Here is a 24508-nt window from a genome sequence, read left to right on the forward strand (position 1 = left end):
ATGCTGTGCGCCACTATGGGCGTCGAATATCTGATCACATCTCCAGCGTTTCCTGCCGATTCGCTGCAGGAAACGCTGGCACGTCTGGCGAGCCACTGGGACAGTGAGGCCCGGGCCGGTTATTTCAGTGCGGTGGAGATGCTGGCTGAAAACGCCATGCCCGATGCTTCCCTGGCGATCGAACCGGCAGGCATCTATTTCTGCGATCATGGTGGTCAGGGCAGGGCATTTCTGGGGCGGCTGGTGGCTGCACTGGTGTCCCGCTACGATCAGGTGACGGTGCAGGAGTATGAGTTGTGAGCGAAATTTCCAGTACGCTGGAAACTATCACGCATGGCTATGACGGTCTGGTCAGGAAAGTATGCCTGCTGTCGCTCAGTGATGCCGTGGTGGTCATTTCCGCCAGACGCAAGGACAGCGCCGAGTGGGTGAATGTCGAATTCAGGATCTCGGGACTGACGGAGTTTTCGGTCAGGCAGTCCGCCGGTTTTTCGAATGTCGTGCTGTCCGGTGGCATTGCGCATCAATGTATCGACGATATCCACTTCGTGGATTTTGCGCCGTATTCAGATGCCATGGAGGGCGCTGATGATTTCAGGATGTCAGGCCTGTATTTTGCGGGTGCGAGTGTGGCCTGCTGCTTCCTGCCTTATTCGGAATGCGCGTGACGGCGAATGCAATCGAAAAAGTGTGCGCCGAGCTGGGGTTGCCGAAAGGTGATGCGTTTACCCAGGATGTAATCTACGAGTTACCTGAAATATACCGAACCACGCTATGGCTGGAAAAATATGCCGATGCATATGCAAAGCCGGGGCGCTCGGCTGTCGAAAAAAATCTGCTGATGGCGCTCATGCTGGATGTTGCCAATGATTTGGTGGCTCAGGCGGATGCCGAAAGCGATCGCGTTGTGGAGCGAGTACTGGATTTTCTGGCGGCGCACCGCGATCAGCATGAACATCTGATCGACTACTGGGCTCTGACTGGCGAAGCGCCGGAGGATTGTTTTGCACTGACAGAACGGATCAGGCGATTGCAATCCGTTTTGAAAGAACGGTAATGCCTCACCATGACTTCAGCGCCGTCGCGAACATGCCGTTCTCAAAATAGATTTTTACATGCTGCGTTGTGACCAGAATCTGTTGGTCATCCTGGGTGCATTCCGTATACGAAATGCGCAGAGCATCCAGATACCCTTTGAAATCCTGGAGGGAGGTTCGGCCAGTGATGATGTTGCCTGCCAGGCGGAGCGTCCCCAGCCTGGCAATTTCATATTGAACCAGGCATAGCCTGCCATCTTCGAACAGCAGTTCTATGCCGTCAGGATACAGGGCGAAAGCGCCAGACGCCTTGTCGATGTCGTGGCGTCTGATGGTTTTGAAGCCTTCGGGTAACGCCTCGTATGTTGTCCCGAAGGCCACTGATACCTGCCCATTGGCGAGAAAAGACTGAAAATCCACGGATTACCCCGGTATATGAATCCGTCCGTCCATCAGGACCCGCGCACTGCGGCTCATGATGGCCTTGGTCACGGTCCAGTGTCCCTCCTGCTGGTGGGCTTCGGCACCGACTCGCAACGTGCCGGACGGATGGCCGAAACGGACTGACTGGCGTGGTCCGCCGCCGGCAGCCTGGTTGACCAGCGTGCCGGGAATGGCGGCTGCGGTGCCGATGGCGACAGCAGCCGTGCCCATCATGGCGTGGTGCAGCTTGCCCATCGACAGTGCCCGCACCAGCAGGTCGATGTCACCCGCTTCGATATGCTTGCCGCTTGAGGACGTGTAGGCAGCGGCAGGTGCGACAAATGCGATCTTGGGGGTGTGCTGGCGTGTGGCAGCCGCTTCCAGGCGGTCAATCAGGCCCATGCGCAGGGCACCATGGGCACGGATGGTTTCGAAGCGAGCCAGCGCCTGGGCATCCCCGTTGATGGCTTCCTGCAACTCGGCCCCGGTATAGCCCAGTGCTGCGGCATCCAGGAAAATCGTCGGGATGCCGGCATTGATCAGCGTGGCTCTGAACGTGCCGATGCCCGGCACCTCCAGTTCGTCCTGCACGTTGCCGGTCGGGAACATCGCGCCACCATCACCGTCTTCGTCGGCAGCAGGATCCAGGAATTCGAGCTGGATCTCGGCGGCCGGAAATGTCACGCCATCCAGCTCGAAATCGCCGGTTTCCTGCACGGCACCGTTCGTGATCGGGACATGCGCCACGATGGTCTTGCCGATATTGGCCTGCCAGATGCGGATGGTGGCCACACCATTCAGTGGAATGCGGGCCGGGTCCACCAGCCCGCTGGCAATGGCAAAGGGGCCGACAGCCGCCGACAGATTGCCGCAATTGCCGCTCCAGTCGACAAAGGGGCGGTCAATGGCGACCTGCCCGAACAGATAGTCGACATCATGGCCGGGCCGTTCGCTGCGCGAGACGATCACTGTTTTGCTGGTGCTGGAGGTGGCACCGCCCATGCCGTCGATCTGTTTGCCATAGGGATCGGGGCTGCCGATGGCGCGCAACAGCAGTGCATCACGGACGGCACCGGGCTGCCGGGCGGCCAGTGGCAGGTCCTGCAACCGGAAAAACACGCCCTTGCTGGTGCCCCCGCGCATGTAGGTGGCCGGGATGCGGATCTGAGGGGCGTGGCTCATTGTGTTTCCTCCATCTCCAGGAAGTCCTGGGCGAAACGCTGCAGGACACCGCCTGCCTCATAGATCGAGACTTCCTCTTCGGTATCGAGCCGGCAGGTGACCGGCACCTCGAGGGTGTCCCCGTTGCGACGATGGATCACCAGCGTCAGGTCGGCACGCGGGGTGCGGGCACCGACCACATCATAGGTTTCGGTGCCGTCGATGGTCAGCGTCTTGCGGGTGGTGCCCGGCTTGAATTCCAGCGGCAGCACGCCCATGCCGACCAGGTTGGTACGGTGGATGCGTTCGAAACCTTCGGCCACGATGGCCTCGACACCGGCCAGGCGCACCCCCTTGGCGGCCCAGTCACGTGACGATCCCTGGCCGTAGTCGGCACCAGCGACGATGATCAGCGGCTGCTTGCGATCCATGTAGGTTTCGATGGCTTCCCACATCCGCACGACCTGGCCTTCCGGCTCGATGCGGGCCAGCGAACCTTTTCTGACCTGACCGTCGACCACGGCCATCTCGTTGACCAGCTGAGGGTTGGCGAATGTGGCGCGCTGCGCGGTCAGGTGATCACCCCGGTGGGTGGCGTAGGAGTTGAAGTCTTCTTCCGGCAGTCCCATTTTTGCCAGGTATTCGCCGGCGGCCGAGTCGGGCAGGATGGCGTTGGAAGGCGACAGGTGATCGGTGGTGATATTGTCCGGCAGGACCGCCAGCGGGCGCATGCCGCGCAGCGTGCGCTCACCGGCCAGTGCGCCTTCCCAGTACGGCGGACGGCGGATGTAGGTACTGGTCGGACGCCATGCATACAATGGGCTGTCGGCTTCCTGCACCGTGCCCAGGTCGAACATCGGCATGTAGACCTGGCGGAATTGCTCGGGCTTGACGCTGGCGGCGACCAGGGCATCGATTTCTTCGTCGCTGGGCCACAGGTCCTTGAGCGTGATGGGTTGGCCCGACGCATCGTGACCGAGCGCATCCTGCTCGATATCGAAGCGTATCGTGCCGGCAATGGCGTAGGCCACCACCAGGGGAGGCGAGGCCAGAAATGCCTGCTTGGCGTAGGGATGGATCCGGCCGTCAAAATTGCGGTTGCCGGACAGCACGGCGGTGGCATACAGGTCGCGGTCGATGATTTCCTGCTGGATCGCCGGGTCGAGCGCGCCGGACATGCCATTACAGGTGGTGCAGGCATAGGCCACGATGCCGAAGCCCAGCTTCTCCAGCTCGGGCAACAGGCCGGATGCTTCCAGGTACAGGCGGGCCACCTTGGAACCGGGGGCAAACGAGGTCTTGACCCAGGGCTTGCGTGTCAGGCCGAGTGCATTGGCCTTGCGAGCCAGCAGCCCGGCCGCCACCACGTTGCGGGGGTTGGAGGTGTTGGTGCAACTGGTGATGGCGGCGATGATGACGGCACCGTCCGGCATCAGGCCCTGTGCCTGTTCGGCCTGGCCTGCCGCCAGCCGGGTGGAATCGGCGATGCCGCGTTCGCGCAGGGCCGAAGTCGGCAGGCGTCGATGCGGATTGGACGGACCCGCCATATTGCGTTCGACGGTCGAGAGGTCGAACGTCAGCGTGCGCTCGTATTCGGCGCTGCGCAGCGCGTCGCTCCACAATCCGGTGGTTTTTGCATAGTTTTCCACCAGTGCCACCTGTTCGGGCTCGCGGCCGGTCAGTCGCAGGTAGTCGAGCGTCTGCTGGTCGATATAGAACATGGCCGCCGTGGCACCGTATTCCGGACACATATTGGAAATGGTGGCGCGGTCGCCGATGGTCAGGCTGTCGGCCCCTTCGCCGAAGAATTCGACATAGGCCCCCACGACTTTCTCGCGGCGCAGGAACTCGGTCAGCGCCAGCACGATGTCGGTGGCGGTGATGCCGGGCTGGCGGCGTCCAGTCAGCCAGACGCCGACGATATCCGGCAGGCGCATCATGGAGGCACGGCCCAGCATGACGCTTTCGGCCTCAAGCCCCCCCACGCCGATGGCGATTACGCCCAGCGCATCGACGTGCGGCGTATGGCTGTCGGTGCCGACACAGGTGTCGGGAAAGGCCACACCATCACGGCTCTGGATCACCGGCGACATTTTTTCCAGATTGATCTGGTGCATGATGCCGTTCCCTGGCTGGATGACGTCCACGTTCTTGAAGGCGGTCTTGGTCCAGTTGATGAAATGGAAACGATCGTCGTTGCGGCGATCTTCGATGGCACGATTCTTCTCGAACGCGTCGGGCTCGAAACCGGCATGCTCGACAGCCAGGGAATGGTCCACGATCAACTGGGTTGGTACCACCGGATTGACTTGCGACGGATCGCCTCCTTGTTCGGCAATCGCATCGCGAAGCCCGGCCAGATCCACCAGTGCGGTCTGGCCCAGGATGTCATGACAGACGACGCGGGCCGGGTACCAGGGAAAATCCAGGTCGCGGCGGCGATCGATGATCTGCTGCAATGCTTCGGGCAGCAACGCCGGATCACAGCGGCGCACCAGGTTTTCTGCCAGTACGCGCGAGGTGTACGGCAGGGTATCGTAGGCTCCGGGCTGGATGGCATCGACGGCAGCGCGTGCGTCGAAGTAGTCCAGCATGGTGCCGGGCAGGGATTTGCGGTATGCGCGATTCATGGCGGCATCCTCGATATGGATCAGCGCTTGCCGATGGGCACGAATTTGCGGTCTTCCGGGCCGACATAATTGGCCGTCGGGCGGATGATCTTGTTGTCGGCGCGTTGCTCCAGAATGTGCGCCGCCCAGCCGGCCGTGCGGGCGATCACGAACAGCGGAGTGAACATCGCAGTCGGCACACCCATCAGGTGATACGACACGGCCGAGAACCAGTCCAGGTTGGGGAACATTTTCTTGGCATCCCACATGACCGTCTCGAGACGTTCCGCAATGTCGTACATCTTGGTGTTGCCTGCTTTCTTGGCCAGGTTGCGCGCCACGTCCTTGATGACCTTGTTGCGCGGATCGGAGACGGTGTAGACAGGATGACCGAAACCGATCACGACTTCTTTGTTTTCGACGCGGCGACGGATGTCGGCCTCGGCTTCGTCCGGGGTTTCGTAGCGTTGCTGTACCTCGAAGGCGACCTCGTTGGCACCGCCGTGCTTGGGGCCGCGCAGTGCGCCGATGGCACCGGCGATGGCCGAATAAATGTCGGAGCCCGTACCGGCGATTACGCGTGACGTGAAGGTGGAGGCGTTGAATTCATGCTCGGCGTACAGCACCAGCGAAGTGTGCATGGCCCGGACCCATTCGTCGGAGGGGGCCTCGCCATGCAGCAGGTGCAGGAAGTGGCCGCCGATGCTGTCGTCGTCGGTCTCGACGTCGATGACCCGGCCATTGTGGCTGTAGTGATACCAGTAGAGCAGGGCCGAACCCAGGTTGGCCATCAGACGGTCGGCGATGTCGCGTGCGCCGGGGGCGTTGTGGTCATCCTTCTCGGGCAGCACGCAGCCCAGTACCGACACTGCCGTGCGCATCACATCCATGGGATGGCTGGCCGCGGGCAGCGACTCCAGAACCTGCTGCAGGTGCAGGGGCAGGCCGCGCAGGCTGCGCAACTTTTGCTTGTAGGCAGCCAGTTCGGTCTTGTTGGGCAGTTTGCCATGTACCAGCAGGTGAGCGATTTCCTCGAACTCGCTGGCCTTGGCCAGGTCCAGAATGTCGTAGCCGCGATAGTGCAGGTCATTGCCGCTGCGGCCGACCGTGCAAAGTGCAGTGTTGCCTGCGACCACACCGGACAGGGCGACGGATTTCTTGGGCCTGGGGCCGGTCGCAGGTGCCGCGCTGGCAGCAGTCGTGGTATCGATCGGGGCGGCGGCCTTGGCTGCCGCCTGGGGGGCGGTCGAACGTTTGTTACTATTTTGGGCGGTCGTTTTTCGGGTATTCATTTGTCTCTGCTCCTTGGGTGTTCTGGATGCGCCCCGATGCGAGGGGGCGAACTGGGATCAGGCTTTTTTGCCCTGGGCGAAAAGGGCGTCGAGGCGAGCTTCGTAATCGTGGTAGCCGATGCGGTCGTAGAGTTCTTCGCGGGTCTGCATCAGTTCCAGGACATCGTGCTGGTGGCCGTCGCGGCGGATGGCGGCATAGACCAGTTCGGCGGCCTTGTTCATGGCGCGGAAGGCCGACAGCGGATACAGCACCATGCCGACGCCTGCGCTGTCGAGTTCTTCGACGGTAAAGAGGGGGGTCTTGCCGAATTCGGTGATATTGGCCAATACCGGTACGGGCAGCGATTCGGTAAAGCGGCGATAGGTGGGCAGGTCGTAGGCGGCTTCGACAAAGATCGCGTCTGCGCCGGCTTCGGCGCAGATATGGGCGCGTTCGAGTGCGGCGTCCACACCATCGACGGCAATCGCGTCGGTGCGGGCAATCAGGTAGAAGTCTGCATCGGTGCGGGCATCGGCAGCCGCCTTGACACGGTCGGCCATCTCGGCGGTGGAGACGATCTCCTTGCCTGGACGGTGGCCACAGCGCTTGGCACCGACCTGATCCTCGATATGGCAGGCGGCTGCGCCGAACTTGATCAGGCTCTGTACGGTCCGCGCAATGTTGAAGGCGGAGGGGCCGAAGCCGGTATCGATGTCGACCAGCAGTGGCGTATCACAGACATCGGTGATGCGGCGTACATCGGTCAGTACATCGTCCAGCGTGTTGATGCCCAGGTCGGGCAGTCCCAGCGAACCTGCGGCGACGCCGCCACCCGACAGGTAGATGGCGCGATAGCCTGCACGCTTGGCCAGCAGTGCATGGTTGGCATTGATGGCACCGATGATCTGGAGGGGATGTTCTTCCTGCAGGGCCTGGCGAAAGCGTGCGCCGGCGGATTCGGGTCGTGACATGGGAACTCCGTATGAAATGACAGTGGGAAATGTGTCTCGAAACATCCCCAGGTGTCCGGAGCCGCCGTCCGGCTCGACGTTTCCACCATGGGGTCGGAAAGCAGGCCGAGTCGGGCCGGCAGCGTCCGCGCAGAACGCGGACGCCGGGGGGCGCTTAGGCCAGCAGATCCTTGACGCCGTCGCGCTCTTCGAGCAGTTCGTTCAGCGTGAAGTCCATGCGTTCACGGGAGAAGGCGTCGATTTCGAGGCCTTCGACACGCTTGTACTCACCATTCTCGGTCGTGACCGGCACACCGTAGATGATGCCTTCGGGGATACCGTAGGAACCGTCGGAGGGCACACCCATGGTGACCCACTTGCCGTTGCTGCCCAGCACCCAGTCACGGATGTGGTCGATGGCGGCGTTGGCTGCCGAGGCTGCCGAGGACAGGCCGCGTGCCTCGATGATGGCGGCACCGCGCTTGCCGACCTTGGGGATGAAGGTGTCGCGGTTCCATGCGTCGTCGTTGATGGTTTCGGCCAGCTTCTTGCCGTTGACGGTGGCAAAGCGGATGTCCGGATACATGGTGGGCGAGTGGTTGCCCCAGACGACCAGTTTCTCGATGTCACCCACGGCCACACCGGCCTTGGCCGACAACTGCGACAGGGCGCGGTTGTGGTCCAGGCGCAGCATGGCGGTGAAGTTCTTGGCAGGCAGGTCGGGTGCCGACTTCATGGCGATGTAGGCATTGGTATTGGCCGGGTTGCCGACCACCAGCACCTTGACGTTGCGGCTGGCGACATCATTCAGGGCCTTGCCCTGCTCGGTGAAAATCTTGGCGTTGACCTGCAACAGGTCCTTGCGCTCCATGCCGGGGCCGCGGGGACGGGCACCGACCAGCAGGGCCACGTCGGCATCCTTGAAGGCGGTGCGGGGATCGCTGTGGGCGGTGACGCTCTGCAGCAGGGGGAAAGCGCAATCGTCCAGTTCCATGATCACGCCCTGCAGTGCCTTTTGCGCTTTTTCGTCAGGGATTTCCAGCAGTTGCAGGATGACGGGCTGGTCTTTGCCGAGCATCTCGCCGGAGGCGATGCGGAACAGCAGGGCATAGCCGATCTGACCGGCGGCGCCGGTCACGGCGACGCGCAAAGCGGGTTTGGACATGAAAAATCTCCGTATATATGTGAGTGGATAGGGCATCAAGCAGTTTACCGGTCAAACTGTCGTGCCGACAGCCCCGGGACGCGTTATCCAGTGCAAATATCGTAGACCCATACTTGATCTTCGTCAATGGTCTTATATCTTATATAAGACATAAGATCTGGACGCCCGATCCGGCTTGTGCCACAATGCCGGAAACCCTATTCCGAAAAAGGCCGGGCGTGCTGTGTGTGGAAACCGCATACAGCAAGTGCGCCGGCCTGAACTGTGTGCATGAACTCAACGGATGACAACGCCCTGCAGTCTGCGGTGCCCGCTACAGCGGGCGGCTTGGCAGTGCCTGCGGCACAGGCGCGTGCCGGAAGAATGCACGGTGCGGCCTTCAGCCCGCTCTATCGCCAGATCAAGGCGCTGCTGGTGCAAAGCCTGGATCGGGGCGACTGGAAACCCGGCGAAGCCATTCCCAGCGAAATGGAACTGGCGACGCGTTTCCAGGTCAGCCAGGGTACGGTGCGAAAGGCCATCGACGAGCTGGCTGCCGAGCATCTGCTGCTGCGTCGCCAGGGCAAGGGTACCTTTGTTGCCACCCATCATGAAGCCCGCGTGCGCTACCGTTTCCTGCGGCTTGCGCCCGATCAGGGGGTACCGCAACCTGCCCAGAGCCAGGTACTGTCGTGTGGGCGTATCCGCTCCAGCGCAGAGATCGCCCGGGCACTTGAGATCCGCACGGGAGAGCAGGTCGTGGCGATTCGCCGTGTCCTGAGCTTTGCCGGCAAGGCTACCGTGGTGGACGATATCTGGCTGCCCGGGGATGTGTTCCGCGGCCTGACGACCGAGCTGCTGGGCAGCTATCGTGGCCCGCTGTATGGACTGTTCGAGACCGAGTTCGGCGTCAGCATGGTGCGCGCCGACGAAAAGTTGCGTGCCGTCACGGCGGGCGACGAGTATGCCACCCTGCTGCAGATCGAGCCGGGCACGCCACTGCTGCAGGTCGAGCGCGTATCCCATACCTATGGCGATCGCCCCATGGAGGTGCGTCGCGGACACTATCTGACTGAGGGGTATCACTACCGCAACAGTCTGAACTGAAAGGATTTTTTCTCCTGCTTGGTGTTCATGCGCCAAATGAGTGAAAATATTGTGTTTGTGTCCGGATATGTAACCGGACGACGAGTTTGCAGTCTTTAGTCATTACGTATCCACCGAGGCCTTCAATGTCCGATACCGCCGCCAAGCCGCGCCCGCAGTTTCGCAATATCAGCATATCCAATATCTCGCAGTACCGGCTGCCCTGGGCCGGCAAGGTGTCGATCCTGCACCGGGTCAGTGGTGTGTTGCTGTTTCTCTGTATTCCCTTGGTCATCCTGCCGCTGTTCGAGCGCAGCGTGACCTCGGAAGTGGGTTTCGCCAGTCTGCATGCGCTGGTGTCGTTCCCTCTGGTCAAGCTGGTGCTGCTGGCGCTGATCTGGGGTTATCTGCATCACTTCTGCGCTGGCATCCGGTTCCTGGTGCTGGATCTGCACATCGGCACGTCCAAGGAAGGCTCGCGCAAGAGCGCCGTATCCGTCCTGGTCGTCAGCCTGGCCCTGACGGCCCTGTTCGGTCTCAAACTGTTTGGAGTCTGGTAAAAAATGGCAAGCCCGCAAAACGTCGGCCCCAAGCGTCTCGTAGTCGGGGCGCACTACGGCCTTAAGGATTTCATCGCCCAGCGCGTCACGGCCGTGGTGCTCGCGATCTATACGCTGGTGCTGTTCATCGGCGTGCTGTGCATGCCCGCATTTACCTATGAGCACTGGAAAGCGCTCTTCACGTTCAAGGTTTTCGCGATCCCGCTGGGGCAGGTGCTGGCTTCGCTGGCGTTCATCGCGCTGGCCTGGCATGCCTGGATCGGCGTACGTGACATCTGGATGGACTATGTCAAGCCTGTGGGCCTGCGTCTGACCTTGCATATCCTGACGATCCTGTGGCTGCTTGGTTCGGTCATCTATTTCGCCCAAATCCTCTGGAGTATCTAAGCCGTGGTCGCTGTCAAGAATTCCCTTCCCCGCCGCAAGTTTGACGTGGTGGTCGTCGGTGCAGGTGGCGCCGGCATGCGTTGCTCTCTTCAACTGGCTCAGGCTGGCCTGTCGGTCGCCGTGCTTTCCAAGGTGTTCCCGACCCGCTCGCACACGGTTGCGGCTCAGGGGGGGGTGAGCGCCTCGCTCGGCAATATGAGCGAAGACAACTGGTACTGGCACATGTACGACACCGTCAAGGGTTCGGACTGGCTGGGCGACCAGGATGCCATTGAGTTCATGTGCCGCGAGGCACCCAATGCCGTGTACGAACTCGAACACTTCGGCATGCCGTTTGATCGCAATGCCGATGGCACGATTTACCAGCGTCCGTTTGGCGGCCATACCGCCAACTTCGGCGAAAAGCCGGTGCAGCGCGCCTGTGCCGCCGCTGACCGGACTGGCCACGCCATGTTGCATACGCTGTATCAGCGCAACGTCGCTGCGCGTACCCATTTCCTGGTGGAATGGATGGCGCTCGACCTGCTGCGCGACGATGATGGCGATGTGGTCGGCGTGACTGCGCTCGAAATGGAAACCGGCGACATCTATATTCTTGAAGCCAAGACCACGGTCATGGCCACGGGCGGTGCCGGCCGTATCTGGGCGGCTTCGACCAATGCCTTCATCAATACGGGTGATGGCCTGGGCATGGTGGCACGTTCGGGCCTGCCGCTCGAAGATATGGAGTTCTGGCAGTTCCACCCGACCGGCGTGGCCGGCGCGGGTGTGCTGATTACCGAAGGTGTGCGCGGCGAGGGCGGTATCCTGCTCAACAAGAATGGCGAGCGTTTCATGGAGCGCTATGCGCCCACCCTCAAGGATCTGGCACCGCGTGATTTCGTGTCGCGTTCGATGGACCAGGAAATCAAGGAAGGCCGCGGCTGTGGTCCCGATGGCAGCTACGTGGTGCTCAAGCTCGATCACCTGGGTTCCGACGTCATCAACAAGCGCCTGCCTTCGATCCGCGAAATCGCCATCAAGTTCGGCAACGTCGATCCCATCAAGGATCCGATCCCGGTCGTGCCGACCATTCACTATCAGATGGGCGGCATTCCGACCAACTACCATGGCCAGGTCGTGGAGTGGGCTGATGGTGCCAACCGTGTGGTCAATGGACTGTACGCGATCGGCGAGTGTGCGGCGACTTCGGTGCACGGTGCCAACCGCCTGGGTACCAACTCGCTGCTCGATCTGATCGTGTTTGGTCGTGCTGCCGGCAATCACATCGTGGCAGCCCACCCCGAGCGCCAGAAAACCCACAAGCCGCTGCCCCAGCAGTCGCTGGAATTCTCGCTGGATCGCGTCAATGCGCTGGAGTCGCGTGCCAATGGCGAAAAGACCCAGGATGTCGGCAATGCCATCCGCGTGTCGATGCAACGTCACTGCGGTGTGTTCCGTACCCTCGAGCTGCTGGAAGAGGGTGTGGGCCAGATTGCTGACCTCGCCGAACGTGTCAAGCACGTTTCGTTCAAGGACAAGTCCAAGGTTTTCAACACGGCCCGCATCGAGGCGCTTGAACTGAGCAACATGATCGAAGTGGCCCGTGCCACGGTCCTGGCTGCCTCAAAGCGTACCGAAAGCCGTGGCGCGCACGCCCTGGACGATTTCCCGACGCGTGACGACGAGAACTGGCTGAAGCATAGCCTGTGGTATTCCAATACCAACAGCCTGGACTACAAACCGGTCCAGATGAAACCCCTTACGGTTGATAGCTTCCCGCCCAAGGCGCGGACTTTCTAAGCAGGACGCTGGCAATGAGCACCAAACGCATCGTTAAATTCGAAATCTACCGCTACGATCCTGATAAGGACGAGCGCCCCTACATGCAGAAACTGGAAGTCGAGCTCCAACCGACCGACAAGATGCTGCTGGACGCGCTGGTCCGCATCAAGAACGATGTGGATGACAGTTTCGCCATCCGCCGTTCCTGCCGCGAGGGGGTCTGCGGGTCGGATGCCATGAACATCAATGGCAAAAACGGCCTGGCCTGTACCACCAACCTGCGCGAACTCAAGGAGCCCATCGTGCTGCGCCCGCTGCCGGGCCTGCCGGTGATCCGCGACCTGATTGTCGACATGACGCATTTCTTCAACCAGTACCACTCGATCCGGCCGTATCTGATCAACGATACGCCGCCACCCGAGAAGGAGCGTCTGCAGTCGCCCGAAGCTCGCGAAGAACTCGACGGCCTGTACGAGTGCATTCTGTGCGCGTGCTGCTCGACGTCGTGCCCGTCGTTCTGGTGGAATCCCGACAAGTTCGTTGGCCCGGCCGGATTGCTGCAGGCCTATCGCTTCATTGCCGACAGCCGCGACGAAGCGACCGGTTCGCGTCTGGACAATCTGGAAGATCCATACCGTCTGTTCCGTTGCCACACGATCATGAACTGTGTCGATGTCTGTCCGAAGGGGCTGAACCCGACACGCGCAATCGGCAAGATCAAGGAACTGATGGTGCGTCGCACCGTCTGAGCGGGAGTAAAGCATGGCTGCATTGTTGTCCGAACTGGATCGTACTCGTCTGCGGTGGCGTGCCCGCCGTGGCTTGTTGGAGAATGATCTGATCATCACCCGTTTCCTGGATGCCTCGGAAACGACGCTGACCGACGAGGATGTGGCCTCGCTTACCCAGTTGTTCGAACTCGGAGACAACGAACTGCTGGATCTGCTTTTGGCGCGCAAGGAGCCCGACGGCGCGCTGGATACGCCCGAAATCCGCACCATGCTGGGGCGGCTGCGTACGGCGTAGGGATTGCTCGGGCTGACAGCCCAAACGTTGCAGGCCCCGGTTCAGGCCGGGGCCTTTTTCCAAAATAACGAGTTGCATGAAACGAGAGGAACGATCGATGAAGCTGTCCGATAAGAAAGCCACGCTGAGTTTTTCAGATGGTTCGCCTTCCATTGACCTGCCGGTTTACCAGGGGACCGTGGGCCCCGATGTCATCGACATCCGCAAGCTCTACGGCCAGACCGGCATGTTTACCTATGATCCGGGTTTCCTGTCGACGGCCGCCTGCGCCTCCGGCATCACGTACATCGACGGCGACAAGGGTGAGCTGCTCTATCGCGGTTACCCGATCGAGCAGTTGGCGGTCAAGTGCGATTTTCTTGATATCTGCTACCTGATCCTCAATGGCGAGCTGCCCAATACGAAGGAAAAAACCGATTTCGATGGTCTGGTTGTCCATCATATGATGGTGCATGAGCAGATGCAGTTCTTCCTGCGTGGCTTCCGTCGTGATGCGCACCCGATGGCTGTGCTGACGGGGCTGGTGGGTGCCATGTCCGCGTTCTACCATGACTCTACCGACATCACCAATCCGCAGCATCGCCACATCTCCGCGATCCGGCTGATTTCGAAGATGCCGACGCTGGTGGCCATGGCCTACAAGTATTCCCAGGGCCAACCTTTCATCTACCCGCGCAATGACCTGTCCTACACGGGCAATTTCCTGCGCATGATGTTTGCCACACCCTGCGAAGAGTACAAGGTCAACCCGGTGGTCGAGCGTGCGCTGGATCGCATCTTCATCCTGCACGCAGATCACGAGCAGAATGCCTCGACTTCGACGGTGCGCCTGTGCGGCTCGTCTGGCACCAACCCGTTCGCTGCCATCGCGGCTGGCGTCGGCTGCCTGTGGGGCCCGGCACACGGCGGTGCCAACGAAGCATGCCTGCAGATGCTCGAAGAAATCCAGGCCAGCGGTGGCTTGGCCAAGGTCGGTGAGTTCATGGAGAAGGTCAAGGACAAAAACTCGGGCGTGCGCCTGATGGGTTTTGGCCATCGCGTCTACAAGAACTACGATCCGCGCGCCAAACTGATGCAGGAAACCTGCAAGGAAGTGCTGCAGTCGCTGGGCCTCGAAAACGATCCGCTGTTCAAGCTGGCCATGGAACTCGAACGCATCGCGCTGGAAGACCCTTACTTCGTCGAGCGCAAGCTGTATCCCAACGTCGATTTCTACTCAGGTATCGTGCAGCGCGCCATCGGCATCCCGACCTCGCTGTTTACCGCTATCTTCGCGCTGGCCCGTACCGTGGGCTGGATCGCGCAGTGGGGCGAAATGCTGTCCGATCCCGAGTACAAAATCGGTCGTCCGCGCCAGCTATTCACCGGCGCGGTGCCGCGTGACGTCGCTGATATCAGCAAGCGCTGAGCCAGTTTACGGTCATGCTTGCAAGCCTTTTTTCATGTGCGCTGCAGCATGATTGAGTTTCAGTTGCGCTGATGCCTCAGGCAGGCCCACCCATCAAAAAATGGGTGGGCTTTTTTGTGGTACTCATGGTCGCAACAGGGTTATACTGGTTTCACAACGGCTCTTTAGGCTTGTTATCGTGCCTTCTGCCCCCGCTATCCGCTATCCGGTCTGGCCGTGTCGCGGAAGGTTTTCCTGCATCGCACCGGGTGAAACGCCCGTATAGGTGAAGCGTTATATGTCTACGGAAAAAGAAGTCCAGTCTTACTCCTATCTGTTCGGGGGCAATGCTCCCTATGTCGAAGAGCTTTATGAAGCCTACCTCGACAATCCCGCTTCGGTAGCGGACAACTGGCGCCAGTATTTCGACCAGCTCCAGCATGTTCCGGCCACCGACGGTCAGGAAAGCACCCGCGATCAGGCCCACGCACCCATCATCGAGTCGTTCGCACAGCGCGCCAAGGCCAATGCCTTCGTGACCCGCGCTCAGGAACCCGATCTGTCCGTGGCCAGCAAGCAGGTTTCGGTACAGTCCATCGTCGCCGCCTACCGTTCTCTGGGTCTGCGCTGGGCCGATATCGATCCCCTGCAACGCCAGGAACGCCCCGAGATCCCCGAGCTGACGCCGGCCTTCTACGGCCTGACTGAAGCCGATCTCGACAAGGTCTATTCGGCCACCAATACCTACTTCACCACGGCGGAAACCATGACGCTGCGCGACTTGATCAAGTCGCTGCGTGATACTTACTGCCGTTCCGTCGGTGCCGAGTTCATGTACATTTCGGACCCGGTGGCCAAGCGCTGGATCCAGGAGCGGCTCGAATCCACCGTCGCCGCACCCAACTACTCGGTCGACGAAAAGCGCCATATCCTGCAGCAACTCACCGAGGCCGAAGGCCTGGAGCGCTTCCTGCACACCAAGTATGTCGGTCAGAAGCGCTTCTCGCTCGAGGGTGGCGAAAGCTTCATCGCTTCGATGGATGCGGTGGTCAGCCACTCCGGTGAAAACGGCGTCCAGGAAATCATCGTCGGCATGGCCCACCGCGGCCGTCTGAACATGCTGGTCAACATCATGGGCAAGATGCCCGGTGACCTGTTTGCCGAGTTCGAAGGCAAGCACGCCGAAGGCCTGACCGACGGCGACGTGAAGTACCACAACGGCTTCTCCAGCGATGTCTCGACCAAGGGTGGTCCGGTCCACCTGTCGCTGGCCTTCAATCCGTCCCACCTTGAAATCGTCAATCCTGTGGTCGAAGGCAGCGTCCGTGCCCGCCAGGAGCGTCGCAGCGACACCGACGGCAGCCAGGTGCTGCCGGTGCTGGTGCACGGTGATGCGGCCTTCGCCGGCCAGGGCGTGGTCATGGAGACCCTCAGTCTGGCGCAGACCCGCGGCTACGGCACGGGCGGTACGCTGCACATCGTCATCAACAACCAGATTGGTTTCACCACCTCTGACCCGCGCGATTCGCGTTCGTCGCTGTACTGCTCCGATATCGTCAAGATGATCGAGGCACCGGTGTTCCACGTCAACGGAGATGATCCCGAGGCCGTGGTGTTCGTCACCCGTCTGGCACTGGACTACCGTCGCCAGTTCCGCCACGATGTGGTGGTCGACATTGTCTGCTTCCGCAAGCTGGGCCACAACGAGCAGGATACCCCGGCGCTCACGCAGCCTCTGATGTACAAGAAAATCGGCAAGCACCCCGGCACCCGCCAGGTCTATGCCGACAAGCTGACCACGCAGGGCGTGCTGGCCGAGGGCGAGGCCGACGAACTGGTCAAGAAGTACCGTCAACTGATGGAAGACGGCAAGCAGACCATCGAACCCGTACTGACCGACTACAAGGGCAAGTACGCCACCGACTGGTCGCCGTTTGCCAATGCCAAGTGGACCGATGCGGCCGATACCGCCGTGCCGATGGCCGAGCTGCAGCGTCTGGGCGAGCGCATCACCACGGTGCCGGAAGGCTGCACGGTGCATCAGCTGGTCAACAAGCTGCTGAACGATCGTCGCGCCATGCTCAAGGGCGAGCTGAATATCGATTGGGGCATGGGCGAGCACCTGGCCTACGCCAGCCTGGTGGCCGCCGGCTATCCGGTGCGCCTGTCGGGTGAGGATGCCGGTCGTGGCACCTTCTCGCATCGTCATGCAGTCTGGCACGATCAGAAGCGTGAGCGCTGGAACGACGGTACCTACATTCCGCTGCAGAACGTGTCTGACAAGCAGGCTCCGTTCGTCGTGATCGACTCGGTGCTGTCCGAAGAGGCCGTGCTGGGCTTCGAATATGGCTACTCGGCAACCGATCCCAACACGCTGACCATCTGGGAAGCGCAGTTCGGCGACTTCGCCAATGGTGCGCAGGTCGTGATCGACCAGTTCATCGCGTCGGGCGAAGCCAAGTGGGGCCGTTATTCCGGTCTGGTGATGTTGCTGCCGCACGGCTACGAAGGTCAGGGCCCCGAGCACTCATCGGCGCGTATCGAGCGCTATCTGCAACTGTGCGCCGACAACAACATGCAGGTGGTGCAGCCGACCAATGGCGCGCAGATTTTCCACCTGCTGCGTCGCCAGATGATCCGCCCGTTCCGCAAGCCGCTGGTGGTGCTGACGCCCAAGTCGCTGCTGCGCAACAAGGATGCCGGCGTGCCGCTGAGCCAGTTGGCCGAAGGCCAGTTCCAGCCGATCATCGGCGAAACCGACAAGGCCATCAAGGCGGCTGCGGTCAAGCGCGTGCTGGTCTGCTCGGGCAAGGTCTACTACGATCTGGTCAACGCCCGCAAGGAGCGTGATCTCAAGGATGTGGCCATCGTGCGTGTCGAGCAGCTCTATCCGTTCGCACACAAGACCTTCGAAACCGTGCTGGGCAAGTACAGCAAGGCTACCGAAATCGTCTGGGTGCAGGATGAGCCGCAGAACCAGGGTCCGTGGTTCTACGTGCAGCATCACATCTACCAGAACATGAAGGCCGGTCAAAAGCTGGCTTACGCAGGCCGTGCCGCTTCGTCGTCGCCGGCCGTCGGCTACCTGGCCAAGCACGTCGAGCAGCAGAAAGCCCTGATCGAACAGGCTTTCGGCCGGCTCAAGGGCTTCAGCCTGACCAAGTAACGTCCTGCTGCGTGCGCTCTCTCGTGGAGCGCACGCTTTTTCGACCGATCACCTCTCTGACAGATCAACTTTCATTACCGGAACCATCACCATGGCCAAAATTGACGTCGTTGTCCCCCAGCTTTCCGAATCCGTTTCCGAGGCGAGCCTGCTCAACTGGAAGAAGCAGCCCGGCGAAGCCGTTGCCGCGGATGAAATCCTGATTGAAATCGAGACCGACAAGGTCGTGCTCGAAGTCCCCGCACCGTCGGCTGGCGTGCTGGCCGAAATCGTCAAGGGCGACAGCAGCACCGTCACCTCGGGCGAACTGATTGCCCGCATCGATACGGCTGCCAAGGCCAGCGCTGCCCCGGCACCCGCTGCTGAAGCCGCTCCTGCTGCAGCACCTGCCGCTGCAGCACCCGCTGCCGCTGCCCCGGCTGCTGCCGGTGCGATTGCCTCGCCTGCCGCAGCCAAGCTGATGGCCGACAACAACCTGACCGACGTGGCCGGCACTGGCCGTGGCGGTCGCATCACCAAGGGCGACGTGCTCAACGCGCAGTCCGGTTCGGCTGCCAAGCCTGCCGCCGCTCCCGCTCCGGCCCCCACACTGTCGCTGGACGGTCGCCCCGAGCAGCGCGTGCCGATGAGCCGTCTGCGTGCCCGCGTGGCCGAGCGCCTGCTGCAGTCGCAATCCGAAAACGCCATCCTGACCACCTTCAACGAAGTCAACATGAAGGCTGTCATGGACCTGCGCAACGCCTACAAGGACAAGTTCGAGAAGGAACACGGCGTCAAGCTGGGCTTCATGTCGTTCTTCGTCAAGGCCGCCGTGGCCGCACTCAAGAAGTACCCGGTCCTGAACGCCTCGGTCGATGGCAAGGACATCATCTACCACGGCTACTTCGACATCGGTATCGCCGTGGGCAGCCCGCGTGGCCTGGTGGTGCCGATTCTGCGCAACGCCGACCAGCTCAGCATTGCCGAGATCGAAAAGACCATCGCCGATTTCGGTGCCCGTGCCCGTGACGGCAAGCTGGGTATCGAGGAGCTGACCGGCGGTACGTTCTCGATCTCCAACGGCGGCGTGTTCGGTTCGATGCTGTCGACGCCGATCATCAACCCGCCGCAAGCTGCCATCCTGGGCATCCACGCCACCAAGGAGCGTCCGGTTGTCGAAAACGGCCAGATCGTGATCCGTCCGATCAACTACCTGGCCATGTCGTACGACCACCGCATCATCGACGGTCGTGAAGCCGTGCTGGGTCTGGTCGCGATGAAGGAAGCGCTGGAAGATCCGCAACGCCTGCTGCTCGAAGTCTGAGTCCCGGCCAACCGAATACAGGAGTCACACAAATATGTCCAAGAATTTTGACGTTGTCGTCATCGGTGCCGGCCCTGGCGGCTACATCGCCGCCATTCGCGCTGCCCAGCTGGGCCTGAGCGTGGCCTGCGTCGATGCTGCAAGCAATGCCAAGGGCGAGCCTGCTCCCGGCGGCACTTGCACCAATGTCGGCTGCATTCCCTCCAAGGCGCTGCTGCAATCGTCCGAGCACTACGAGCAGGCCGGCCACCACTTTGCCGAGCATGGGATCGAGGTCAAGGGCCTGTCGCTCAAGCTCGATACGCTGATCGGTCGCAAGGACGAAGTCGTCAAGCAGAACAATGACGGCATCCTCTATCTGTTCAAGAAGAACAAGGTCACGTTCTTCCACGGCACGGCTGCATTCACCGGTCAGGTCGAAGGCGGCTGGGGTGTTGCGGTCGAAGGCAAGAAGACCAAGGAAGCGCTGGTCGCTCGCCACGTGATCATCGCGACCGGCTCCGCACCGCGCGAGCTGCCGGGCTTGCCTTTCGACGAAAAGACCGTGCTGTCCAATACCGGCGCGCTGGCACTGGGCAGCGTGCCCAAGCGCTTGGGCGTGATCGGTGCCGGCGTGATCGGCCTGGAGCTGGGCAGCGTCTGGCGTCGCCTGGGTTCCGAAGTCACCGTTCTCGAAGCTGCGCCCGAGTTCCTGGCCGTGGCTGACCAGCAGGTGGCCAAGGAGGCCCACAAGGCGCTCACCAAGCAAGGCCTCAAGATCGAAACCGGCGTCAAACTGGGTGAAACCAAGGCCACGGCGCGCACGGTCAATGTGCAGTACACCGACGCAGCGGGTGCCGCCCACAAGCTGGCAGTGGACAAGCTGATCGTCTCGATCGGTCGTGTGCCGTTCACGGGTGGCCTGAATGCCGAAGCGGTCAGCCTCAAGCTGGACGAGCGTGGTTTCGTGGTCGTCGATGACGACAACAAGACCAACCTGCCCAACGTCTGGGCCGTCGGCGACGTGGTGCGCGGCCCGATGCTGGCGCACAAGGCCGAGGAAGAGGGCGTTGCCGTGGCCGAGCGTATCGTCGGCCAGCACGGTCATGTCAACTTCAACACGATTCCGTCGGTCATCTACACCTCGCCCGAAATCGCCTGGGTCGGACAGAACGAGCAGCAGCTCAAGCAGGCTGGTCGCGCCTACAAGGCTGGCAGCTTCCCGTTCCTGGCCAATGGTCGTGCCCGTGCGCTGGGCGACACCACCGGTTTCGTCAAGGTGCTGGCCGATGCCGCTACCGACGAGGTGCTGGGTGTGCACATCGTGGGCCCGCAGGCTTCCGAGCTGATTTCCGAAGCCGTGACTATCATGGAATTCCGCGGCGCTGCCGAGGATATCGCCCGGATTTGCCATGCGCATCCGACGCTGTCCGAAGCCGTCAAGGAAGCGGCTCTGGCTGTCGACAAGCGCGCGCTGAACTTCTGAGTGTGCGTCCCGATCCCTGTCGGTGTCAGGTATGACATGACACCGGGGATCGGATAGGTTCCATCGGGTCTTGCCTGTTCTGGAACGACAAAGCCCCGGCATGCCGGGGCTTTCCTATTGTGGAAGATATCGTGAAGCGTATCGAAAAGCTCAGGCGCTCATGCGAGGATCAGCAGCGTGCTCTGGATCAGGCCACGCGGGAGATCGCACGCGGCAGGGCAAAGCGGTGGTACCTGTTGGGAGCAGGGTTGCTGTTCGGCGTGATGGTGGCGGGTGTTTTTGCCTATCAGGTATTTCAGGCTATTGCACAGGGCTATCTGCTCGACTGTCCCCGCTTCTCGACGCTCAATTGCCATCGCCTGCTCCCTGGCGATGTGTCATATTGGGTGGGTATGGTCGTCCGGATTGGGGTGAGCGTGCTGTTTCTGTCTGCTGCGGTGGTGATGGCTGTTTTCATGCGGGCCTTGACCCGGCCTGCTCCTGTCCTGCAGATGATGCGCCAGCGCCTGCAAAGATTGCAGGCTGATCTGGAAGCACTGGAAGGCCGGGAGTAATTCCGACCGGGTGGGTGGCCTTGCCAGGCAAGTAACGGCATGATGGCCATGCCGTTACTTGCGCAGTGCTGGGCTTGCGCCTCAGAAGGTCACATCCATGCCCAGCCAGAAGGTACGGCCCTGCTCTGCGTAGCCGAACAGATCAGACTTGGCCTCGAGGTCGGTGTCGGTCAGGTTGGTAATGCCGGCACGCAGGTCCACCTGCCGGTTCAGCGCGTAGCGCACGTTGGCATGGAAAAGACTGTAGCCCGGGGCACGTGCCAGTGCGTTGGATTCATCGGACATGTACTGGCGTCCGATGTATTGCCATTCCAGTCCGGCATCGACCTGTCCCTGCTGCCAGCGCAGCGTGGTAGAGCTGCTGACAGAGGGGCGGTAGGGCAGGTCTTCCCCGGTATCGCGGTTGCGGCTGTGCAGCAGGTTGACCGAAGCATCGACCGAGAAGCCATGCGTCAGGGACTGGCTGGTTGCCAGTTCCATGCCGCGCAGGCGGCTGCGGGCGATATTGTCGTAGATGTAGGTCCGGCGTACGCCCTGGATGCTGACGAGGCGGGTGCTGATCAGGTTCTTGATCGAGCTTTCGAACACGGTGGCCGAATAGCTGCTGCGATCGCCCTGCCAGCTCAGGCCGAGTTCGTAGGAGCGACTGATTTCCGGCTTGATGTCGCTGTTGCCCAGGAAGGTATGCGGTCCTTCTGCACCCACGTAGCTGCTCGAACTCTGCTTGAGCGTAGGCGCACGGAATGCGGTACCGAAGCCAGCCTTGACAGTCAGGCGATCGGTGGCATGCCAGACCGTATAGGCGCGTGGGCTGAAGCGTGAACCGAACGTGCCGTGATGATCGTAGCGTCCACCCAGGGTCAGGCCCAGGTCGTCGAGCAGGCGGATTTCATCCTGCAGGTAGACAGACTGGTGATCGACCTCGTCGGAACCGCCGATCATGCCGTCATTGCGCAGATACTCATTGCGATGTTCTGCCCCCAGCGTGAAGTCATGACGCTTGCCCAGCGAGAAATAGGCATTGCCATTCCAGATTCTGTCGCGCAGATATTGCGGACGGGTCGCTGCCACGCCGTTGCTGCGGCGGTTGGTGACATCGAAGCTCGAGACGGCATAGCTCATGTCGGTGCGCAATGCCTGCCAGTCGCTCTGCCATGACAGGCTCTTGTGTTCGCGGGTCAGGGCATATTCGTTGCGGTAATAGACCTGGCGACTGTTGACGGTATCGTAGGCGCGGTCCTCAAGGGTGCGGCTGATGTCGGCCTGCAGGCGTTGCCCCTGGATCGGCGTGAAGCCCAGTCGCGCACTGCCGCTACGGCGGTTGCTGCTTTCGATGGAAGTCAGGCGGGGATCCTTGTCGGAGGCCACGCTGCCGCGCCGGGACTGCTCGGCGGTCATGCTCAGGTCGAAATGCTCGCCCAGTCCGCCGGATACCCAGGCCGACGCCTGGTGTCCATTGCCGCCGTGGCCGTTGGTGGCATCGCCGCGCAACGAGAAGCGGGCCGTCCACTCATCCGGTGCCTTGCGGGTGATGATGTTGACGACACCGCCCAGCGCCTCGGAACCGTACAGTGCCGACATGGGGCCGCGTATGATCTCGATGCGTTCGATCTGTTCCATCGGCACCCAGCCGTACTGATAGTCGGAGTGGCCGATGTAGTCATCCGTCGATGAAATGCGCTGGCCGTCGACCAGCACCAGGGTGTGCTTGTCGTCGGCACCGCGAATGCCGAATGTCTTGCGTCCGGCCAGGCCATGACCGGTCACGGTGATGCCCGGCGTGCCGCGAATGGCTTCCAGCAGGTTGCTGGCACCTTTGCGGCGGATGTCCTCGGCCGTCACGACGCTGATCGAGGCAGGGGCATCGTTCAGGTTCTGCTCGCTGCGGGTTGCCGTGACCACCACCGTATCGAGCTGGTCGACCGGTGTGTCCGGCTGGGCAGCCAGCACGCCAGGTGTCAGGGCCAGGATAGGCAGGCAATGCATGAGTGTGTTCTTCTTCATGATCATTGCTCCGACGGCAGGGTGATCTTCAGCAGGCGCTCTTTCGCACCCTCGACGAAATCACCGGTCGAAGAGCGTGGACTGTAGACCTCCTTGAGGCCGACATAGAGACGTCGCTGCGCGGCATCGTAGGCCAGCTCGTTCGGCAGGGGACCAATGTCGAACGTACGGACAACGCTGTAGTCCTTGCCACTGATGACGCGGATGGTGCCTTCACGGAAATTGGCGACATAGGCCTCGTCGCGCGCCGGGTTGTAGGCGACGTTGATGCTGCCGCGTCCGCTGCGCACAAAGGCCAGTTGCTTGCCGGTTTCCAGGTCGAATACATACAGGCCGTCCTGTTCCCCTTCGCTGCGGAAAATGTTCTGTGCAGCAAAGATCCGCTTGTGGGCATGGTCGATGCCGAGACTGAGCAGATTGGCGGCCTGCGGCTCGGCCTGACTCATGTCCAGGCTGCGGACAACCTGCAGGGAGGTGGGATCGATGACATTGATATAGCCACTGCCGCCGGTATAGATGCGCTGCTCGGTATCGTCATAGGTCAGCGCGTAGCCGGTCCGGGGGTAGGCCCCTTCGACCTGGCCGATCAGTTCCAGCGTGTCTGGATCAATGACCAGCAGCTTGTGGTAGCGCCCCGATTCCGTCGAGGATTCACCCGTGGCGCTGTAGCTGACGAAAAGGCGGTTGACCTGTGGGACGTACACCATATGCCGCAGGCTTTCATTGCCCTTGAAATCCTCGGGCTGGATGGGCAGGCGTGCGCTGGTCTGTTCCAGCGTGCCGGTCGCGATATCGACGCGGCTGATGCTCAGGGCACGATTCTTGCCGTGGCTGACGAAGAGCTTGTTGTGTGTACGGTCCTGCGCAAGGGCGAAAGCCTGGTGCGGCATGGCCAGGCGCCAGCGCTTTTCCAGTGTGTCGGCATCGAAGGCATAGACATAGCCCAGGTCCTGATCTGCCTGGGCCCGGTCGATAACGGCTGTCATGACCAGATTGCCGGGCGTGTTGTACTGGATTTCATACAGGCCTTCGGCTGCATGATCCAGATAGCCGACCTGCAACGTGTAATCGGCGACAGGTACGGTAGCGGGCGGAGTGGCATGGGCGTGCGTGGCCATCGTGCAGGCCATGACGAGGGCGCGGAGCAGAACGGAGGGAGACATGTGTGACAGGTGCAGCGAGTTGATGAATCGCTTTTTATTCTATGTTA

Annotated in this window: 22 protein-coding genes; 14 read left to right on the top strand and 8 right to left on the bottom strand. The window is 61.4% G+C overall.

Translation table 11 applies throughout. From position 1 onward, the window contains the following. Genes DD235_RS00705 through DD235_RS00715 form a run of 3 tightly spaced genes read left to right on the top strand, consistent with a single transcriptional unit; the run spans nucleotide 1 to nucleotide 1057 of the window. Nucleotides 1-300, top strand: coding sequence for a hypothetical protein (locus DD235_RS00705; protein ID WP_146193364.1), 300 nt, complete (start codon nucleotides 1-3; stop codon nucleotides 298-300). Next, nucleotides 297-668 carry a hypothetical protein gene (locus DD235_RS00710; RefSeq protein ID WP_204524161.1) on the top strand — a complete coding sequence of 124 codons (372 nt, stop codon included), beginning with the start codon at nucleotides 297-299 and terminating at the stop codon, nucleotides 666-668. The genes DD235_RS00705 and DD235_RS00710 overlap by 4 nt, the downstream gene beginning before the upstream one ends. After that, nucleotides 665-1057 (top strand): hypothetical protein, encoded by a 393-nt coding sequence (locus DD235_RS00715; RefSeq protein ID WP_204524162.1) that lies wholly within the window; start codon nucleotides 665-667, stop codon nucleotides 1055-1057. Before DD235_RS00710 ends, DD235_RS00715 begins: the two co-directional genes overlap by 4 nt. Nucleotides 1058-1061: 4 nt before the next feature. Here DD235_RS00715 and DD235_RS00720 read toward each other — a convergent pair whose 3' ends face one another. From DD235_RS00720 to DD235_RS00745, 6 genes are all read right to left on the bottom strand, one after another. Continuing rightward, the gene (locus tag DD235_RS00720) at nucleotides 1062-1457 is read right to left on the bottom strand and encodes a hypothetical protein (RefSeq protein WP_109060151.1); all 396 of its coding nucleotides are present in this window, start codon (nucleotides 1455-1457) and stop codon (nucleotides 1062-1064) included. Between the two features lie 3 nt (nucleotides 1458-1460). Further along, nucleotides 1461-2642 carry a 2-methylaconitate cis-trans isomerase PrpF gene (gene prpF / locus DD235_RS00725; RefSeq protein WP_109060152.1) on the bottom strand — a complete coding sequence of 394 codons (1182 nt, stop codon included), beginning with the start codon at nucleotides 2640-2642 and terminating at the stop codon, nucleotides 1461-1463. Continuing rightward, a complete protein-coding gene (gene acnD, locus DD235_RS00730; protein WP_109060153.1) occupies nucleotides 2639-5251 on the bottom strand; it encodes a Fe/S-dependent 2-methylisocitrate dehydratase AcnD in 2613 nt (870 codons plus the stop codon). The genes prpF and acnD overlap by 4 nt, the downstream gene beginning before the upstream one ends. A 20-nt stretch (nucleotides 5252-5271) precedes the next feature. Next, entirely contained in the window at nucleotides 5272-6522 is a 1251-nt protein-coding gene (prpC, locus tag DD235_RS00735) for a bifunctional 2-methylcitrate synthase/citrate synthase (protein ID WP_109060154.1), read from the bottom strand. A gap of 57 nt (nucleotides 6523-6579) precedes the next feature. Beyond that, nucleotides 6580-7473: a methylisocitrate lyase gene (gene prpB, locus DD235_RS00740; protein WP_109060155.1), complete on the bottom strand. Its 894-nt coding sequence runs from the start codon at nucleotides 7471-7473 to the stop codon at nucleotides 6580-6582. 154 nt (nucleotides 7474-7627) lie between these two features. Further along, on the bottom strand, nucleotides 7628-8617 hold the full coding sequence (locus DD235_RS00745) for a malate dehydrogenase (protein WP_109060156.1): 990 nt from the start codon (nucleotides 8615-8617) through the stop codon (nucleotides 7628-7630). 270 nt (nucleotides 8618-8887) lie between these two features. Here DD235_RS00745 and DD235_RS00750 point away from each other — a divergent pair, with 270 nt between their 5' ends. The 11 genes from DD235_RS00750 (at nucleotide 8888) to DD235_RS00800 (ending at nucleotide 21294) form a co-directional block, all read left to right on the top strand. Continuing rightward, on the top strand, nucleotides 8888-9703 hold the full coding sequence (locus DD235_RS00750) for a GntR family transcriptional regulator (protein ID WP_109060157.1): 816 nt from the start codon (nucleotides 8888-8890) through the stop codon (nucleotides 9701-9703). Nucleotides 9704-9828: 125 nt separating this feature from the next. Continuing rightward, nucleotides 9829-10242, top strand: a complete 414-nt coding sequence (gene sdhC / locus DD235_RS00755; protein WP_109060158.1) for a succinate dehydrogenase, cytochrome b556 subunit — start codon at nucleotides 9829-9831, stop codon at nucleotides 10240-10242. Nucleotides 10243-10245: 3 nt separating this feature from the next. Beyond that, the gene (gene sdhD / locus DD235_RS00760; RefSeq protein ID WP_109060159.1) at nucleotides 10246-10629 is read left to right on the top strand and encodes a succinate dehydrogenase, hydrophobic membrane anchor protein; all 384 of its coding nucleotides are present in this window, start codon (nucleotides 10246-10248) and stop codon (nucleotides 10627-10629) included. Nucleotides 10630-10632: 3 nt separating this feature from the next. Then, nucleotides 10633-12411 carry a succinate dehydrogenase flavoprotein subunit gene (sdhA, locus tag DD235_RS00765; RefSeq protein ID WP_109060160.1) on the top strand — a complete coding sequence of 593 codons (1779 nt, stop codon included), beginning with the start codon at nucleotides 10633-10635 and terminating at the stop codon, nucleotides 12409-12411. Between the two features lie 14 nt (nucleotides 12412-12425). Further along, nucleotides 12426-13142 carry a succinate dehydrogenase iron-sulfur subunit gene (locus DD235_RS00770; RefSeq protein ID WP_109060161.1) on the top strand — a complete coding sequence of 239 codons (717 nt, stop codon included), beginning with the start codon at nucleotides 12426-12428 and terminating at the stop codon, nucleotides 13140-13142. 13 nt (nucleotides 13143-13155) lie between these two features. Continuing rightward, the gene (locus tag DD235_RS00775; protein WP_109060162.1) at nucleotides 13156-13419 is read left to right on the top strand and encodes an FAD assembly factor SdhE; all 264 of its coding nucleotides are present in this window, start codon (nucleotides 13156-13158) and stop codon (nucleotides 13417-13419) included. Between the two features lie 97 nt (nucleotides 13420-13516). Next, entirely contained in the window at nucleotides 13517-14827 is a 1311-nt protein-coding gene (gene gltA / locus DD235_RS00780) for a citrate synthase (protein ID WP_109060163.1), read from the top strand. A 277-nt stretch (nucleotides 14828-15104) separates the two neighbouring features. Further along, nucleotides 15105-17972 (top strand): 2-oxoglutarate dehydrogenase E1 component, encoded by a 2868-nt coding sequence (locus DD235_RS00785; RefSeq protein ID WP_109060950.1) that lies wholly within the window; start codon nucleotides 15105-15107, stop codon nucleotides 17970-17972. Between the two features lie 91 nt (nucleotides 17973-18063). Next, nucleotides 18064-19275, top strand: coding sequence for a 2-oxoglutarate dehydrogenase complex dihydrolipoyllysine-residue succinyltransferase (gene odhB / locus DD235_RS00790; protein ID WP_109060164.1), 1212 nt, complete (start codon nucleotides 18064-18066; stop codon nucleotides 19273-19275). 34 nt (nucleotides 19276-19309) lie between these two features. Further along, complete coding sequence (gene lpdA, locus DD235_RS00795) at nucleotides 19310-20740, top strand: dihydrolipoyl dehydrogenase (RefSeq protein WP_109060165.1); 1431 nt, start codon at nucleotides 19310-19312, stop codon at nucleotides 20738-20740. A 131-nt stretch (nucleotides 20741-20871) separates the two neighbouring features. Then, nucleotides 20872-21294, top strand: a complete 423-nt coding sequence (locus tag DD235_RS00800; RefSeq protein ID WP_146193366.1) for a hypothetical protein — start codon at nucleotides 20872-20874, stop codon at nucleotides 21292-21294. Between the two features lie 81 nt (nucleotides 21295-21375). Here DD235_RS00800 and DD235_RS00805 read toward each other — a convergent pair whose 3' ends face one another. Together DD235_RS00805 and DD235_RS00810 are read right to left on the bottom strand one after the other, a co-directional pair. Then, entirely contained in the window at nucleotides 21376-23298 is a 1923-nt protein-coding gene (locus DD235_RS00805; protein ID WP_204524163.1) for a TonB-dependent receptor plug domain-containing protein, read from the bottom strand. Nucleotides 23299-23300: 2 nt separating this feature from the next. Then, nucleotides 23301-24461, bottom strand: a complete 1161-nt coding sequence (locus DD235_RS00810; RefSeq protein WP_109060167.1) for a YncE family protein — start codon at nucleotides 24459-24461, stop codon at nucleotides 23301-23303. Nucleotides 24462-24508: the final 47 nt, after the last annotated feature.

The organism is Corticimicrobacter populi, from assembly GCF_003123725.1.
Taxonomy (GTDB): domain Bacteria; phylum Pseudomonadota; class Gammaproteobacteria; order Burkholderiales; family Burkholderiaceae_B; genus Corticimicrobacter; species Corticimicrobacter populi.